The sequence below is a fragment of the Streptomyces sp. NPDC043876 genome (assembly GCF_056435825.1).
Genome location: NZ_JBWKDV010000006.1, coordinates 264,928 through 281,708, shown reverse-complemented (window position 1 = coordinate 281,708; position 16,781 = coordinate 264,928). Strand labels below are relative to the sequence as shown.

Below are 16,781 nucleotides of genomic sequence, written 5' to 3'. Positions count from 1 at the left end.
CCGCACGAGCGTCTCCTCGGCTCGCGGCCTCACCCGGTCGGAGAAAGCCCCCAGCGGTGGCCGCTCGTCCTGCGGGGACACTCCTGCGCGTCCCCGCCCCGACCACGACCCGCGGCGTGGGCCCGGCACCCGGGGGGTCGGGTAGGGCTCGTCCGGGGGCGGGGGGCGGGCCGCGGCCGTGCCGGTGCCCCGCACGAGCGTCTCCTCGGCTCGCGGCCTCACCCGGTCGGAGAAAGCCCCCAGCGGTGGCCGCTCGTCCTGCGGGGACACTCCTGCGCGTCCCCGTCACGACCACGACCCGCCGGGCGGCGCGGCGTCAGGGTGGTGGTGACGTGGCCCGGAGGAGTGTCCCCGCAGGACGAGCGGACAGCACCGGACCACTGATGCGGACCCCCCCCCGTTCCGCGAGCCGAGGAGACGCTCCGCAGGGCCGCGGCGCCACCACCCTGACACCCCGGCCCAGTGGCCCTACCCAGCCCCGCCGGCGATTGAGGCGAACCCGTCGACCCCGGACCAGGGGCCATGCCCAGCCCCGCCGGCGATTGAGGCGAACGGACGCGGGCCGGCCCGCCCACCCCTGGGCCAGGGGGCATGCCTCAGCCCCGCCGGCGATTGAGGCGTGCCCGCCGGGCCGCGGGCGGGATTGGGTCACCGGGGACGTACCCCGACAGGGGACTGGCGTCCGGTATATCCGGATACGGGGGACACGGGAGGGGGCCGGGTGCCCGACGGCCCGTCACCCGGGGCCCGGGGGTCCGAGTCGGGAGCGACACACGGTGGCTGACGGTCGGTGACACCCGTCTGCCACACCCGGCGCGATCTACATCTCATATGTGAGATACCGTGCAGCCATGGCAGACGACTACCTCGTACGCATCGGCAAGCTCATCCGTGACGCCCGTCAGCACCGGGGCTGGACACAGAGTCAGCTCGCCGACGCCCTCGGCACCAGCCAGAGCGCGGTGAACCGCATCGAGCGCGGCAACCAGAACATCAGCCTTGAGATGATCGCCCGAATCGGTGAAGCGCTCGACAGCGAGATCGTGTCCCTGGGTTACTCCGGCCCGATGCACCTGCGGGTGGTCGGCGGCCGTCGTCTCTCCGGCGCCATCGACGTCAAGACCAGCAAGAACGCCTGCGTCGCACTGCTCTGCGCCTCGCTGCTCAACAAGGGCCGCACCGTGCTCCGCCGGGTCGCCCGCATCGAAGAGGTGTACCGCCTTCTGGAGGTACTGAACTCCATCGGCGTGCGCACCCGTTGGATCAACGGCGGCGTGGACCTCGAACTGATCCCGCCGGCCAGGCTCGACATGGACGCGATGGACGCCGACGCGGCCCGCCGGACCCGGAGCATCATCATGTTCCTGGGTCCCCTGCTGCACCGGATGGACCACTTCAAGCTGCCCTACGCGGGCGGCTGCGACCTCGGCACCCGCACCATCGAGCCGCACATGATCGCCCTGCGCCGCTTCGGCCTGGACATCACCGCGACCGAGGGCATCTACCACGCCCAGGTCGAGGCCGGCGTCTCCCCCGACCGCCCGATCGTGCTGACCGAGCGCGGGGACACCGTCACCGAGAACGCGCTGCTCGCCGCCGCCCGGCACGACGGCGTCACCGTCATCCGCAACGCCTCGTCCAACTACATGGTCCAGGACCTGTGCTTCTTCCTGGAGGCGCTGGGCGTCAAGGTCGAGGGCGTCGGCACCACCACGCTGACCGTGCACGGCGTCCCGACCATCGACGTCGACGTCGACTACTCCCCCTCCGAGGACCCGGTCGAGGCGATGAGCCTGCTCGCCGCCGCCGTCGTCACGGAGTCGGAACTGACGATCCGCCGGGTCCCGATCGAGTTCATGGAGATCGAACTCGCGGTACTGGAGGAGATGGGCCTCGACCACGACCGTTCCGCGGAGTACACCGCCGACAACGGCCGGACCCGCCTGGTCGACCTGACGGTCCGTCCCTCCAAGCTGGAGGCGCCGATCGACAAGATCCACCCGATGCCGTTCCCCGGGCTGAACATCGACAACGTCCCGTTCTTCGCGGCCATCGCCGCCGTGGCCCAGGGCCAGACCCTGATCCACGACTGGGTGTACGACAACCGGGCCATCTACCTCACCGACCTCAACCGGCTCGGCGGCCGCCTCCAGCTCCTGGACCCGCACCGCGTCCTGGTCGAGGGCCCCACCCGCTGGCGCGCGGCCGAGATGATGTGCCCCCCGGCCCTGCGCCCCGCGGTGGTCGTCCTGCTCGCGATGATGGCGGCGGAAGGCACCTCGGTGCTCCGCAACGTCTACGTCATCAACCGCGGCTACGAGGAACTCGCCGAGCGCCTCAACTCGGTCGGCGCCCAGATCGAGATCTTCCGCGACATCTGACCGGCTCAGTCGACCTGGAGTTCGCCCATCCGGCTCCAGCCCGTGGCGCCCTCGATCGTCGTGCTGACGATCTCGGGCGTCCGGGTGAGCAGGGGGCGCATGGCCTCCAGGCCGGCGCGGAAGTGGTCGGAGTTGACGTGGGCTTCGCCCGCGCCGTCCTGGAACGCCTCGACCAGGACGTAGGTGTCCGGCTCCTCCAGGCTGCGGGACCACTCGAACCAGAGGTTGCCCGGCTCCGCGCGGGTGCCGCGGGTGAAGTCGGCGACCTTTTCGGGCCACTGGTCGACGTACTCCGGCTTGACGGCGAATTTCACCACAATGAAGATCATTCGCTCATTGTAGGCAGTGGGACCGGCGAGCAGTTTCGTCAATGCCTCCCCCCGGGTCCCGCGGCGCGCATAGGCTGCGGGCTTTGTTCAATGCTGAACTTGGGGGGTCCATCGTGTTCGTTCGCCGTGGGGCGGCCGCCGCCGTCGTCGTGAGTGCGGTCCTGCTGCTGGGAGCGGGGTGTGAGGATCCCGCGCCGAAGGCGGCGGGGGCGACCCGGCCGAGCGCGTCCGCGTCCCCTTCCGCGTCGGTGTCCGCGCCGGCGTCCCCGTCCACCGCCGCTGTGATGCCCTCGGTCGTCGGGAAGGGGTTCAGCGAGGCCGAGACGGCGGTCAAGGCGCTGGTCACCCGGCCCGTCGAGGCCCGCAGCGCCTACTCCGACGTCACCCTCGCCGCGGCGCACGGCGCGTGGACGGTCTGCTTCCAGACCCCCGCCGGGGGCGCCCCGGTGGCGCCCGACACGGCGGTGGAACTGTCCCTGGTGGCGCCCGGGACGCCGTGTCCCGGAAAGGCCGGGGCGGCGCTGCACCCCTCGAAGGCCCCCGCTCCCGCCGCCAGCGCGACGCCCGTCCCCGCGCCCAAGCCGAAGGCCACCGTCCCCACCGACACCGGCAGCACCGGGGGCGACGGCGGCAACGGTGACACCGCCGCGAGCAGCGGGGGCGGCGGAGCGGACGCCTACTACAGCAACTGCGCCGCGGCCCGCGCCGCCGGGGCGGCGCCCATCCGGCGCGGCGAACCCGGCTACCGCAAGGCCCTGGACCGGGACAACGACGGCATCGCCTGCGACAAGTAGGACGAGGGGCGAGGGGCGAGCGGTGAGGGGGCGCCCGCGGAACGGCCGGTTTCGGCCGTAAGGGCCCGCCGCTCGCCGCGGCGGCCCGGCAGAATCGGCCCGTCGGTACGTGTCGAGGGGGCGGCCATGTCAGTGGAAACAGCAGCGTCGGGCGGGGCGGGCCGGGTGCGGACTCCGCGGTTGGAGGGGGTGCCGCTGCTCGGGTCGCTGTTCGACCTCACGTCGGATTCGCTCGGCACCTACCTGCGGGCGCAGCAGCGGCACGGGGACGTCGTGCGGATCAGCGCCGGGCCGCCCGGGCTGCGGGCCGAGCTGTACGGCGTCTTCTCCGCGGAGGGCGCGCAGCGGGTCCTGGCCTCGGAGTCGGCCAACTTCCGCAAGGACAACCCCTTTTACCAGGAGGTCCGGGACTCCTTCGGCAACGGCCTGCTGACCAGTCAGGACGAGGACTACCAGCGCCAGCGACGGCTGGTCCAGCCGCTGTTCACGCGCCGCCGGGTCGACGGGTACGCCGCCGCGGTGGCCGCCGAGACCGCGCAGACCCTGGAGAGCTGGCGGGAGGCCGAGGACGCGGTGGTCGACGTCTCGGTCGAGATGACGCACCTGGCGCTGCGCGCGGTCGCCCGGATCCTGTTCGGTACCGATGTCGACGCCACCGTCGACGTCGTCGACCGGTGTTTTCCGGTCATCACGGAGTACGTGCTCCGGCGCGGGTACTCCCCCGCCAACATCCCCCGCTCCTGGCCGACTCCGGGCAACCGGCGGGCGGCCGCCGCGATGGAGGAGCTGTACGGGGTGTGCGACCGGATCATCGCCGAACGGCGCGGCACGGCGGACCGGGGGCCGGGGGCCGCCGGCCGCGCCCCGGAAGCGGGCTCCGCCGCCGCGGCGCGCGACGGCGAAGACCTGCTCACCCTGCTCGCGGCCGCCGAGAGCGCGGACGACGCCTCCTTCGACGCCGGCGAGCTGCGCGACCAGGTGCTGATCTTCCTGCTCGCCGGGCACGAGACCACGGCCACCTCGCTCGCCTTCGCCCTGCACCTGCTGGCCCGCCACCCCGAGCTCCAGAGCCGCGCGCGCGAGGAGGTCTCCCGGGTGCTGGGCGACCGTACGCCCGAAGCCGCGGACCTGGAGCGGCTGCCGTACCTCACCCGGGTGCTCAAGGAGGCCATGCGGCTCTACCCGGCGGCTCCGGTCATCGGGCGCCAGGCGGTCGCCGCGGCGGAGATCGACGGGCACGCCGTCCCGGCGGGCGCGACGGTGATCCTGGCGCCGTGGGTGACCCACCGGCACCCGCAGTACTGGCCCGAGCCGGAGCGCTTCGATCCGGACCGCTTCACGCCGGAGGCGGAGGCGGCCCGGCCGCGCTACGCCTGGTTCCCCTTCGGCGGGGGTCCGCGCGCGTGCATCGGCCAGCACTTCTCGATGCTGGAGTCGGTGATCGCCCTGGCCATGACCCTGCGGGCGTACGCCTTCGAGGCCGTGGACACCGAGGTTCCGGTCAGCACCGGGATCACCCTGCGGGCCACCGGCCCGGCGCGCTGCCGGATCCGCCCGCTGCGGCCGACGCGGTAGCCGCGGGCTGCTGGACCACCCGTGGGCGGCCGCCGCTGCGCGCCATGGCGTTTTTGTCCAATACCCCGGCTCCGCGCCCTGCGAGGGTGGGGGTGACCGACGGGGGACGGCGGGGCCGGGCGGATCCTTCCGCCCGGCCCCGCCGTGGTGCGCGGGGAGGACCGCGCCCGGATCGGCCGCTTCAGACGGCCGCCGGGGTGTGCGTGCCCTTCAGCCGTTCGAGGTCGGAGGGCCGGACCTGGATGACGACCAGCGCGATGACGGCCGCGACCAGGGCGAAGAGGGCCGCGACGACGAACGCCGCGGAGACGCCGGAGGTCAGCACCTGGGCGCCGTACGCGCCGGGCAGCCGGCCGGTCTGCCGGAAGGCGGCCTTCTGTTCGGGGGTGGCGTTGGCCAGGAAGGCCGGGACCTGCTTCGCGGCCTCGTTGCGGCTGGCCGTGCCGTAGAGGGTCACCAGGATGGACAGGCCCAGCGAACCGCCCACCTGCTGCATGGTGTTGAGCAGTCCGGACGCGGCGCCCGATTCGCGGTGGGGGACGTTGGAGAGGGCCATCAGCGTCAGCGAGACGAACTGCATGCCCATGCCGAGGCTGAAGAGCAGCATCGGGCCGAGGATGCTGCCGAGGTAGGTGGAGTGCACGTCGGTGAAGGTGAGCCAGCCGAGCCCGGCGGCCGCGAAGAGGGCGCCGCCGACCATGAAGGGTTTGGGCCCGAACTTCGGCAGCAGCTGGGAGGTGATGCCCGCGCCCACCGCGATCACGGCGCTGACCGGGAGGAAGGCGAGGCCGGCGCGGATGGGGGTGAACCCGAGCACGTTCTGCACGAAGAGGGTGAGGAAGAAGAACATGCCGAACATGGCGCAGGCGAGGAAGAGCATCATGCCGTAGGTCCCGGCCCGGTTGCGGTCGGCGAACATGTGCAGCGGGGTGATCGGCTGTGGCGAGCGCCGCTCCACCAGGATGAAGCAGGTGAGCAGGACGACGGCCACGGCGAAGGACGCGAGGGTGTACGGGTCGGTCCACCCTTCCTGCGAGGCCCGGATGAACCCGTAGACCAGGCACACCATGCCCACCGTCGCGGTCAGGGCGCCCACGAAGTCGAAGTGTCCGGGATGGCGTTCGGACTCGCGGATCACCTTCGGGGTCGCGACGGCGATCAGTATCGCGATGGGGACGTTCACGAAGAGCACCCAGCGCCAGTTGAGCCATTCGACGAGCGCGCCGCCGGCGAGCAGCCCGATGGCGCCGCCGCCCGCCGAGACGCCCGCGAACACGCCGAAGGCGCGGTTGCGTTCGGGCCCCTCACGGAAGGTGGTCGTGATCAGGGCGAGCGCGGTGGGGGACGCGATGGCCCCGCCGACGCCCTGGAGCGCGCGGGCGGCCAGCAACTGGCCCGCGTTCTGGGAGAATCCGCCGAGCAGCGAGGCCAGGCCGAAGAGCAGGACGCCGAAGACGAAGACGCGGCGACGGCCGAGGATGTCACCGGTGCGGCCGCCCAGCAGCAGCAGTCCGCCGAAGGTGAGGGTGTAGGCGCTGACGACCCACGAGAGGCTCTCGGTGGAGAACTTGAGGGCGGTCTGGATGTGGGGCAGCGCGATGTTCACGATGGTGATGTCGAGAACGACCATGAGTTGGCAGGAGGCGATGACGAGCAGTGCGAGTCCGTTCCCGTGCCGTTGCTCGTCGCCGTCCCCTCGGACCTTGCCTTCGGTCCCGCTGGTGCTCGGCGATGTGTTCGGGTCCACTGTTCGACGCTAAGCCCGGGTCCCGGGGGTCACCACTCGAACGGACCAGAGCATGTGCTATTTCACATGTCACACTCTGCGCATGGATCCCACGGACGACTTCCTCCGCCTCTCGGCGGCCACCGCGCGCTTCACCCACGGCTCCCCCCGCGCGTTCTCCTTCGGCGACGACGGCCGGCTGCTCTGGTTCCTGCGCTCCACCGGCCCCACCGATCCCTTCGACGGCCTCTGGGTGCTCGACACCGCGACCGGAGCCGAGACCCGGCTCGCCGATCCGCGCGCGCTGCTGCCGGACGGTCCCGGCGAACTGCCCGCGACCGAACGCCGCCTGCGCGAGCGGATCCGGCTGACCGCCGCCGGGATCGGCTCCTACGCGCTCTCCGGTGACGGCCGCAGGGCGGTCTTCGCCCTGTACGGGCGGCTGTACGCGGTCACCGCCGGCCAGTACGCGGCGCCCGAGGAGATCCCGGCCGCCCCGGCCGCCTTCGACCCGCGCCCGAACACCGACGGTTCGCGCACCGCCTACGTCGCCGACGACGCGCTGTACGTCGCCCCCGGCGGCCGGGTGAGCCCCGCCGACGGAGCCCGCTGGGGCGTCGCCGAATTCGCGGCCGCCGAGGAACTGGGCCGGGCCCGCGGCCACTGGTGGTCCCCCGACGGGCGCACCCTGCTGGCCGCCCGGGTCACCGAAGAGGGCCTCCAGCGCCGCTGGTTCGCCGATCCGGAGCACCCCGAGCGCCCGGCCGAGGACTTCGCGTACCCCGAGGCGGGCGGGCCCAACGCCGAGGTGAGCCTGTGGGTGCTCGGCGCGGACGGCGGGCCCGGGGTGCGGCTCGACTGGGACGCGGCGGCGTTCCCCTACGTCTCCGATGCCGGGTGGGAGTCCCCCACCGAGATCCTGCTGACCGTCCAGGACCGGCTCCAGCGCACGGTGCTGCTGCTCGGCGCCGACCCGGCCACCGGGCGGACCACGGAGCTGTCCCGCACCACGCATCCCCAGTGGGTGGACCCGATGGTGCCCGGCACCCCGGCCCGGCTGTCCGACGGGCGGATGCTGACCGCGCTCGACACCCCGGGCGGGGCCGCGCGCGCCCTGGCCGTGGACGGCGTACCCCTCACCGGGGACGGGGTCCAGGTGCGGGGCGTGCTGGGCGAGTACCGGGGGCGGCTGCTCGTCGAGGCCGGGCTGCGGGACCCCGCCGAGCAGCAGGTGGTGCTGCTCGACACCGGCACCGGGGAGCTGACGCCGCTGGCCGACGGCCCCGGCGTGCACACGGCGCTGACCTCCGCCGGTGCGCTGCTGCTGACCTCGGCCGACGCCGGCGGGTTCCGGCGGACCGTGCGCACGGCGGACGGGCGGGAGCTGGGCGTCACCGACCTCGCCGAGCCGCTGCCGTACCGGGTGGCGCCGCGGTTCGAGCGGGTCACCGAGCGGGGGATCCCCACCGCGCTGGTGCTGCCGCGCGGGCACGTCCCGGGGCGGCGGCTGCCCGTCCTGCTGGACACCTACGGCGGCCCCGGCTACCAGGACGTGTCCGCGGAGCCGCGGCGCTGGCAGGCCCGCCAGTGGTGGGCCGACCAGGGCTTCGCGGTGGCCACCGTCGACAACCGGGGCACCCCGTACGTCTCGCCGGCCTTCACCCACGCCATGTACCGCGGGTTCTCGCAGGTGACGATGGAGGACCAGGTGGCGGCGCTGCGCGCGCTCGGCGAGCGGCACCCGGACCTGGACCTCGGCCGGGTCGGGGTGCGCGGCTGGTCCTACGGCGGCTACCTGGCCGCGATGGGCGTGCTGCGGCGCCCCGACGTCTTCCACGCGGCGGTGGCGGGGGCCGCGCCGACCGATTTCCGGCACTACGACACGGCGTACACCGAGCGCTACCTGGGCCTGCCCCAGGAGGAGCCGGAGGTCTACGAGCGGGACTGCCTGATCGGGGACGCCCCGGCGCTGACGCGTCCCCTGCTGCTGGTCCACGGGCTCGCCGACGACAACGTGCACCCCTCGCACACCCTGCGGCTCTCGCGGGCGCTGACCGACGCGGGCCGTCCGCACCAGCTGCTGGCACTGCCGGGGGTCACGCACATGACGCCGGGCGGGGTCCGGGAGAAGGTGATGGCGCTGGAACTGGCCTTCTTCCGCGCGGAGCTGGGCCTGGCCTGAGGCGGGACCCGCCCGGTCCGGGCGGGCGAACGCGGAAGGGCCCCGCCGCCGGAATCCGGCGACGGGGCCCTTCTCCTCTTCCCGGGGACCCCCGTCAGTCCCCCGGGAAGTGGCATGCGACCTCGCGCCCCGCAACGAGCTGGAGCACGGGCCGGTCGGTGCGGCAGACGGCCTGCGCCTTGGGGCAGCGCGGGTGGAAGGAGCACCCGGGCGGCGGCGCGGCCGGGCTCGGCGGGTCGCCGAGCAGCACGATCCGCTCCCGGCGCCGCTCGGCCGCCGGATCCGGCAGCGGTACGGCGGACAGCAGCGCCCGCGTGTAGGGGTGCTGCGGGTCGGCGTACAGCGCGTGCTTGTCGCCGATCTCGACGATCCGGCCGAGGTACATCACGGCGACCCGGTCGCTGACCCGCTTGACCACCGAGAGGTCGTGCGCGATGAAGACGTAGGCGAGGCCGAGTTCGCGGCGCAGCCGTTCCATCAGGTTGACGATCTGGGCCTGCACGGAGACGTCGAGCGCGGAGACCGGCTCGTCGGCGATGATCAGGCGCGGGCTGGTGGCCAGTGAGCGGGCGATGCCGATGCGCTGGGCCTGGCCGCCGGAGAACTCGTGCGGGTAGCGGTCGATGTGCTCGGGGATCAGCCCGGTCAGCTCCATCAGCTCGGCCGCGCGGCGGCGGGCGTCGGCGGCGCTCCAGCCCTGTACCAGGAGCGGGTCGGAGATGATCCGGGCCACGGTCTGGCGGGGGTTGAGCGAGGAGTGCGGATCCTGGAACACCATCTGCAGGTGGCGGCGCAGGGGCCGCATGGCGCCCTGGGAGAGCCGGGCGATCTCCCGGCCCTCGAAGGCGATGCTGCCCGAGGTGGGCTCCAGCAGCCGGACCAGCATCCGGCCGGTGGTGGACTTCCCGCAGCCCGACTCCCCCACCAGGCCGAGGGTCTCCCCGGCGGCCAGCTCGAAGGAGACCCCGTCCACGGCCCGGACCGGGGCGCCGCGGCGGCCGGTGACGGAGCGCTTGCCGGGGAAGGCCATGGTCAGGTCGCGGACGGAGAGCAGGGGCCGAGCGGCGGCCGCGCCCCCGGCCGGGGTGCTCGTCGTGGTCGTGGTGGTCACCGGGATGCCTCCTGTACGGGCTCCGCGCCGGACGGGGCCGCGCCGGGCCCCGCGAAGTGGCAGGCCACCCGGCGCTCGGTGCCCGCGTACGGATCGAGGGCGGGCCGGACGGTCGTGCAGAGCACCCGCTCGGCGTCCGTCCCGGCGGCGGCGCGGGCGCAGCGCGGGGCGAAGGCGCAGCCGGGGGCCGGCTCGCGCAGGGAGGGCGGGGAGCCGGGGATGGTCCGCAGCGGCTGGTCGTCGGCGTCGTCCAGCCGGGGCAGGGAGTCGAGCAGGCCCCGGGTGTAGGGGTGGGCGGGGTCAACGAACAGCTCGTCCACCGGCGCCTGTTCGGCGGCCCGGCCGCCGTACATGACCAGGACCTCGTGGGCGACGCGGGCGACCACGCCCAGGTCGTGCGTGATCATGACCACGCCGAGGCCGCGGTCCTGCTGGAGCGTGGCGATGAGTTCGAGGATCTGCGCCTGGACGGTCACGTCCAGGGCGGTGGTGGGCTCGTCCGCGATGAGCAGGTCGGGTTCGCAGGCCAGCGCCATCGCGATCATCGCGCGCTGGCGCATGCCGCCGGAAAACTGGTGCGGGTACTCCCCCGCGCGGCGGGCCGGTTCGGGGATGCCGACCTCGCCCAGCATGTCCACGGCGCGCTTGCGGGCGGCCGCCCGGCCGGCCTTGAAGTGGACGCGGAAGTGCTCGGCGATCTGTTCGCCGACCGTGTAGTAGGGGTGCAGGCTGGAGAGCGGGTCCTGGAAGATCATGGCCATCTTGCGGCCGCGCAGCCGGGACAGCTCCTTCTCGCCGAGCGTGGTGAGTTCGCGGCCGTCCAGGGCGATGGAGCCGCCGATCTCGGCGCCGCGGTGCAGTCCCATGACGGCGAGCGAGGTGACCGACTTGCCGGAGCCGGACTCGCCGACGATGCCGAGGGTGCGGCCCGCCTCGACGGTGAAGCCGAGGGAGTCCACGGCGCGGACGGTGCCGCGCGGGGTGCTGAACGTGACGTGCAGGTCGCGCACTTCAAGGAGAGCGGCCATCAGTACCTCACCCTCGGGTCGATGACGGCGTACAGGAGGTCGACGACGAGGTTGGCGACGACGATGAAGAAGGCGGCGAGCAGGGTGACCCCGAGGACCACCGGCTGGTCGGAGTTGACGAGGGCGCCGTAGAAGAGCCGTCCGATGCCGGGGAGTCCGAAGATGGACTCGGTGATGACGGCGCCGGCGAGCAGGCCGCCGAGGTCCATGCCGAAGATGGTGAGGATGGGGGTCATCGCCGAGCGCAGGCCGTGTTTGACGACGACGGTGCGTTCGGGCATGCCCTTGGCCCGGGCGGTACGGATGTACGGCTCGGCCATCGCCTCGATCATCGAACCGCGGCTCTGGCGGGCGTACATGGCGGCGTACAGCAGCGCGAGCGCGGTCCACGGCAGCAGCAGGTTGGTCGCCCAGCCGAGGGGGTCTCCGGTGAAGGGCTGGTAGCTGGGGTAGGGCAGCAGGTCGGCGACGCGGATCACGCCGTAGATCAGCATCACGGAGGTGAAGTAGACGGGCAGGGAGGCGGCGGCGACCGCGCCGACCATCAGGACCTTGTCGGTGGCGGTGTCCTTGCGCAGGGCGGCGGTGACCCCGGCGCCCAGGCCCAGGAGCAGCCACAGGGCGGCGGCGCCGAGCGCGAGGGAGGCGGAGACCGGGAGGCGGTCCATCAGCAGGTCCCACACGGGCAGGGAGTTCTCGTAGGAGTAGCCCAGGCACGGGAAGTCGCACTGCACGGCGTACTGGCCGGTGCCCAGGGTGCGCCCGGTGAAGATGCCGCTGAGGAAGTCGTAGAACTGCTTCCACAGCGGCTGGTCGAGGCCGAGGTACTCGCGGACCGCGGCGATCCGCTCCACGCTGCACGTCTTGCCGCAGGCGGCCGCGGCCGGGTCGGAGGGCAGCACGTAGAAGATGAGGAAGGTGACGGCGGCGATGGCGAGCAGCACCCCGGCCAGGGCGAGCAGGCGGCGCAGCAGGTAGAGGATCACGTGCGGCCGCCCCTCGGGTCGAGGATGTCGCGCAGTGCGTCGCCGAGCAGGGTGAAGGCGAGGACGGCGAGGAAGAGGAAGGTGCTGGGGATGACGAAGTACATGGGGTCGGTCTCGTAGAACGCGACGCTCTCGGCGATCATCTGGCCCCAGGACGGGGTGGGCGGGCGGACGCCGACGCCCAGGTAGCTCAGGGCGGCCTCGGTGCTGATCATGCCGGGGATGAGGAGGGTGGTGTAGGCGATGACGGGGCCGGAGACGCCGGGCAGGATGTCGCGGGTCAGGATCCGCCAGGAGCTCGCGCCGCCGACCCGGGCCGCGTCGACGTACTCGCGGTGTTTGAGGGAGAGGGTCTGGCCGCGCACGACGCGGGCGATGCCGGGCCAGCCGAAGAGGCCGATGACGGCGGTCATGAGGACGATCCGGTTGACGTCCTTGGCCACCGACAGGACCGCGATCATGAAGATGAGGGACGGGAAGGACATGGTCAGGTCCATGAGCCGGGACAGCACGGCGTCGGTACGGCCGCCGAAGTAGCCGGCGGCGATGCCCGCGGCGGTGCCCGCGAGGACGACGATCGCGGTGGCGGCGAAGGCGATCAGGAGGGAGACCTGGGCGCCGTGCACGACGCGCGCGAACAGGTCGCGGCCGGTGACGGGTTCGACGCCGAGCCAGTGCTCGGGGCCGATCCCGCCGAGGGAGCCGAGCGGGAGGCCGCCGAGGTAGGGGTCGATGGCGCCCTTGTCGAAGGTGTCCGGGGTCCAGCCTCCGAGGGCGCCGAGCCAGGGGGCGGCGACGGCCATCAGGACGAAGAGGACGACGATGGCGAGGCTGACGCGGACGGCGGGGCGGCGGCGGAGCTCCCGCCGGGCGAGCTGCCAGGGGCTGCTTCCCGGGGGGACCTTCGCCGCCACCGCCGCCGGGGCGGTGGCGGGTGCGGTGTCGGTCATGCTCAGCCCTGGCTCTTCGCCGGGTCCTTGAGACCGACGGTGGCGTAGTCGATCTGGCCGACCCAGACGGGGTGGCCGAAGGCGCCCGCGATGTTGGGTCCGACGAGCAGCGGCTTGCGCTCCAGGAAGAGCGGCACGGACGGGGACTTGGCCATGATGGCCGCGTCGAGGTCCTTCCAGGCCTGGTTGGCCTGCTTGGCGTCGGCCATGGCGTTGATCTCGTCGATCCGCTTCATGGTCTCGTCGTCGCGGAACTGGCTGTTGTTGCCCTGGTTGCCCTTGGCCTTGATGGTGCGGCCGTCGAAGACCATGGGGATCCAGGTCGAGCCCGAGGGGTAGTCGGGGCACCAGCCGCTCATGGTCATGTCGGGGGTGGTGGACAGGTCGCCGATGACGTCGTAGTAGGCGCCCGGGTCGATGGTGTCGATGACCACCTCGATGCCCGCGCGGGACAGGCTCTGCTGGATGGCCTCGGCCTCGCCCTTGTCTCCGGTGGAGACGGCGAGGGAGACCTTCAGCTTCTCCTTGCCCGCGGCCCGCAGGAGTTCCTTGGCCTTGGCGGGGTCGCCGGTCGGGGCGATCTTGAGGGTGTCGGCCTGCTTGCCGCCGGAGAGGGCGGGCGGCAGGTAGGCGGTGGCGACCTCGTTGAGGGCCGGGCCGCCGTTCGCGGTCATGATGGCCTCCTTGTCGACCGCGTACTGCACGGCCTCGCGGACCTTGGGGTCGTTGAAGGGGGCGCGGGAGTTGTTGAGGCTGAGCATCTCGGTGCAGCCCTGGGACTCGGCGAGGAGGCGCTGCTTGATCTCGGGCTTGGGCAGCACCTTGGGGGCGCTCTCGGGGCGCATGTTGGACCACTCGACGGCGGAGGCGTCGGCGCCCTCGCCCGCGATGATGCGGTCGTCGATCTGGCCGCCCTTGAGGCCCATGACCACCACGAACTTGTCGGGATACGCCTTGCGGACGGTGTCCGTCTTGGGGTCCCAGTGCTCGTTGCGGACCAGGACGAGCTTCTTGTCCCGGTCGTAGGACTCGATCTTGTACGGACCGGAGGAGAAGGGGCGGGCGTCGTACTGGGGCCCCTTCTCCTGGGCGACGGGGACGGGGGCGAAGGTCGGCAGGGTGGTGGTGGCGGAGAACTCGGCGACGGGCCGCTTCAGTTCGAAGACGATCGTGCGGTCGTCCGGGGTCTTCACCGAGTCCAGGTGCTTGCCCTGGAGGGGGCCCTTGTAGCCGTCGGTGCCGGCCAGGTACTGGGCGGCGTAGTCGGGGCCGCCGGTGAGGTCCGGGGCGAAGGAGCGCTCGACGTTGTACTTGATGTCGGCGGCCTTGATCGGCGTGCCGTCCTCGTACTTCAGGCCCTCCTTGAGGGTGAAGGTCCAGGTGCGGCCGCCGTTGGTGGGGGTGCCCAGGTCGGTGGCGAGGTCCGGGACGAGGTCGCTGCCGCCCTTGCCCGGTTCGGCCTTGAAGGTGACCAGGGTGCGGTAGAGCAGCCGGGTGCCGAAGTCCATGGTCGGCATGACCCAGTTGCGGGCCGGGTCGAGGTGGGCGAAGTCCTGGTTGGACAGGATGGTGAGGGTGCCGCCCTTGACCGGCGTGCCGCCGATGGTCCGGCCGTCGCCGGCGGCGACCGGGTTGGAGGCGCCGGCGCCCTCCGAGCCCTTCTTGGTGCCGGAACAGCCCGAGGCGCCGAGCGCGAGGGCCGCCACCAGGGCGGTGGCGAGGGCGAGTTGATGGCGCTTGGTCATGGTCACTCCAGGGAAGGGCCGCGCTCTACGATGTGACCGGTAACATAGTAATGTGAAATTGTACTGACAAGGGGTCTGCGCCGACGTTATCCAGCCGTGTCCAAATCACCTGCCGGGAACGCGCGTCGGGGCCCCGACCTGGACGGTCGGAGCCCCGGGGGCGCGGCTGTGCGGTGGGGTCAAGGCCCGGCCCGGCCGGCGCCCGGCCGGGCCGGGCCTTGACCCCACCGGGTCAGGCTGTGACCGCGCCGGGTCGGGCCTTGACCCTGCCTTTCAGGCCTTGACGGCCGTACCACCGCCGAGGCGGGACGCGCCGCGGCCCACGGGCTCGTCGCGGCCCTGCGCCCACAACGAGCGGACGTGCCCCAGGTGCCGGGTCATGCAGGCCTCGGCCGCCGCCGCGTCGCCCGCGATCATCAGGTCGAGCAGCTCGACGTGCTCCTCGGCGGAGGAGACCAGCTTGCCCGCCTCGTCGAGGCCGGTGAGCCCGTACAGCCGGGAGCGCTTGCGCAGGTCGCCGACCGTCTCGACGAGCCGGTCGTTGCCCGCGAGGGCCAGGAGCGACAGGTGGAAGCGGCGGTCCGCCTCCAGGTAGCCGATGAGGTTGTGCTCGCGGGCGCTGGTGACGATCTCCTCGGCGATCGGCCGCAGCGCCTCCAGCTGCGCGACGGTGGCGATCGCGGTGACCCGGCCGATGGTCGGCACCTCGATCATCGTGCGCAGTTCGGTGTACTGGTCGAGGTCCCGCTCGCTGACCTCGGTGATCCGGAACCCCTTGTTGCGGACGGGCTCCACCAGGCCCTCGCGGGCCAGGTCGAGCATGGCCTCGCGCACCGGGGTGGCCGAGACCCCGAGTTCGGCGGCCAGACCGGGCGCCGAATAGACGTTCCCCGGCCGGAGTTCACCCGCTATCAGGGCGGCCCGAAGGGCATGTCCGACCTGGTCGCGCAGCCGCTCCTGGGCCTTGATGAGACTGTGCTGCTTCAGGTCACCCATAGCTTTTCCTCCGAGAATCGCAGAGGCACAGCGTACAATGTCACGTTTCGCTGTGGCCCCCGGCCGCGGTGTACAAGGCCACCGCCACGGCAAGATCCTCCCAGGCCATGCCCACGCTCTTGAAGAGCTGTGGACAACTCTGCCCCCTCGCGCCCCCCGACCGGCCCGCGACCAGGTCAGCCAGGGTGCCGCTGATATGACCGGGCCCGATGGCCCCCTCCGCCTCCGGGATCAGCAGGTCCCCCGCCTCCCGCAGCGCGGCCGCCCGGGACTCGACGTACACGGCGGCCCGCCGCACCAGGGCCGTGTCCGTCTCCCGGGCGTCCGGTTCGTGCGAGCCCACCGCGACCACCGTGGCGCCGGGCCGCACGAGCCGCCCGTCGAAGAGCGGTTCGCGGGCCGTGGTGCAGCAGACGACGAGGTCCGCGTCCGCCACGTCCCCGGGGCCGCCGGTGCGGGCGGGCACGCCGACGGTACGGGCGTACGCGGCCAGCTTCCCGGCCCCCGCCGGGTCCCGCGCCACCACCACCGCCTCCGCGATCTCCCGCACCGCGAGCACCGCGTCGAGGTGCCCGTACGCCTGGGGGCCCGACCCGAACAGCACCAGCCGCAGCGGCCGCCCGGCCGGAGCCAGGCACCGCAGCGCCAGGGCGGAGACCGCCGGGGTGCGCAGCGCGGTGAGCGCCGCCCCGTCGAACAGGGCCAGCGGGCGCAGCGTGGGGCCGTCCAGCAGCAGGTAGGAGCCGGTGATCCGGGGCAGTCCGCGGGCCGGGTTGCCGGGAGCCACCCCGGCGATCTTCACCCCGGCGTACGCACCGGACGCGGCCGGCATCAGCAGCAGCTCCCCGCCGGGCACCGCGAGCGCGGTCCGCTGCGGGCAGCTCTCCGGATCGGGCCCGGTGCGCAGCGCCTCGGCCAGCGCGTCGGCGGCGGCGGCCGGGGTGAGCAGGGCCGCCATCCGCTCGGCGCCGAACTGCG

General features: G+C 73.0%; 13 protein-coding genes. 4 read left to right on the top strand and 9 right to left on the bottom strand.

From position 1 onward, the window contains the following. Nucleotides 1–851: 851 nt before the first annotated feature. Nucleotides 852–2,381 carry a helix-turn-helix domain-containing protein gene (locus tag AC0693_RS20820; RefSeq protein WP_356405416.1) on the top strand — a complete coding sequence of 510 codons (1,530 nt, stop codon included), beginning with the start codon at nt 852–854 and terminating at the stop codon, nt 2,379–2,381. A gap of 5 nt (nt 2,382–2,386) precedes the next feature. Here the strand turns inward: AC0693_RS20820 and AC0693_RS20815 are convergent, their stop codons facing one another. Continuing rightward, nucleotides 2,387–2,710: a putative quinol monooxygenase gene (locus AC0693_RS20815; RefSeq protein ID WP_469316584.1), complete on the bottom strand. Its 324-nt coding sequence runs from the start codon at nt 2,708–2,710 to the stop codon at nt 2,387–2,389. 113 nt (nt 2,711–2,823) lie between these two features. On the opposite strand from AC0693_RS20815, the gene AC0693_RS20810 reads away from it, so the two are divergent. Both AC0693_RS20810 and AC0693_RS20805 read left to right on the top strand, forming a co-directional pair. Continuing rightward, nucleotides 2,824–3,504 carry an excalibur calcium-binding domain-containing protein gene (locus tag AC0693_RS20810; RefSeq protein WP_478802508.1) on the top strand — a complete coding sequence of 227 codons (681 nt, stop codon included), beginning with the start codon at nt 2,824–2,826 and terminating at the stop codon, nt 3,502–3,504. Nucleotides 3,505–3,630: 126 nt separating this feature from the next. Beyond that, on the top strand, nt 3,631–5,079 hold the full coding sequence (locus AC0693_RS20805; protein WP_478802507.1) for a cytochrome P450: 1,449 nt from the start codon (nt 3,631–3,633) through the stop codon (nt 5,077–5,079). Nucleotides 5,080–5,260: 181 nt separating this feature from the next. Here the strand turns inward: AC0693_RS20805 and AC0693_RS20800 are convergent, their stop codons facing one another. Further along, complete coding sequence (locus AC0693_RS20800) at nt 5,261–6,709, bottom strand: MFS transporter (protein ID WP_478802608.1); 1,449 nt, start codon at nt 6,707–6,709, stop codon at nt 5,261–5,263. Between the two features lie 199 nt (nt 6,710–6,908). Between AC0693_RS20800 and AC0693_RS20795 the strand changes: the two genes are divergently transcribed. Then, a complete protein-coding gene (locus AC0693_RS20795) occupies nt 6,909–8,987 on the top strand; it encodes a S9 family peptidase (RefSeq protein ID WP_478802506.1) in 2,079 nt (692 codons plus the stop codon). Nucleotides 8,988–9,081: 94 nt separating this feature from the next. On the opposite strand, the gene AC0693_RS20790 is transcribed toward AC0693_RS20795, so the two are convergent. From AC0693_RS20790 to AC0693_RS20760, 7 genes are all read right to left on the bottom strand, one after another. Beyond that, on the bottom strand, nt 9,082–10,017 hold the full coding sequence (locus AC0693_RS20790) for an ABC transporter ATP-binding protein (RefSeq protein ID WP_469316687.1): 936 nt from the start codon (nt 10,015–10,017) through the stop codon (nt 9,082–9,084). Between the two features lie 77 nt (nt 10,018–10,094). After that, nucleotides 10,095–11,126, bottom strand: a complete 1,032-nt coding sequence (locus tag AC0693_RS20785; RefSeq protein ID WP_468464870.1) for an ABC transporter ATP-binding protein — start codon at nt 11,124–11,126, stop codon at nt 10,095–10,097. Further along, nucleotides 11,126–12,112: an ABC transporter permease gene (locus AC0693_RS20780; protein ID WP_356405404.1), complete on the bottom strand. Its 987-nt coding sequence runs from the start codon at nt 12,110–12,112 to the stop codon at nt 11,126–11,128. Before AC0693_RS20780 ends, AC0693_RS20785 begins: the two co-directional genes overlap by 1 nt. Then, a complete protein-coding gene (locus tag AC0693_RS20775) occupies nt 12,109–13,062 on the bottom strand; it encodes an ABC transporter permease (protein ID WP_356405402.1) in 954 nt (317 codons plus the stop codon). The genes AC0693_RS20780 and AC0693_RS20775 overlap by 4 nt, the downstream gene beginning before the upstream one ends. Nucleotides 13,063–13,064: 2 nt before the next feature. After that, nucleotides 13,065–14,807, bottom strand: a complete 1,743-nt coding sequence (locus tag AC0693_RS20770) for an ABC transporter substrate-binding protein (RefSeq protein WP_478802505.1) — start codon at nt 14,805–14,807, stop codon at nt 13,065–13,067. Nucleotides 14,808–15,080: 273 nt separating this feature from the next. After that, on the bottom strand, nt 15,081–15,803 hold the full coding sequence (locus AC0693_RS20765; RefSeq protein ID WP_469316590.1) for a GntR family transcriptional regulator: 723 nt from the start codon (nt 15,801–15,803) through the stop codon (nt 15,081–15,083). A 40-nt stretch (nt 15,804–15,843) separates the two neighbouring features. Further along, nucleotides 15,844–16,761: an ornithine cyclodeaminase family protein gene (locus AC0693_RS20760; protein WP_478802607.1), complete on the bottom strand. Its 918-nt coding sequence runs from the start codon at nt 16,759–16,761 to the stop codon at nt 15,844–15,846. Nucleotides 16,762–16,781 lie beyond the last annotated feature (20 nt).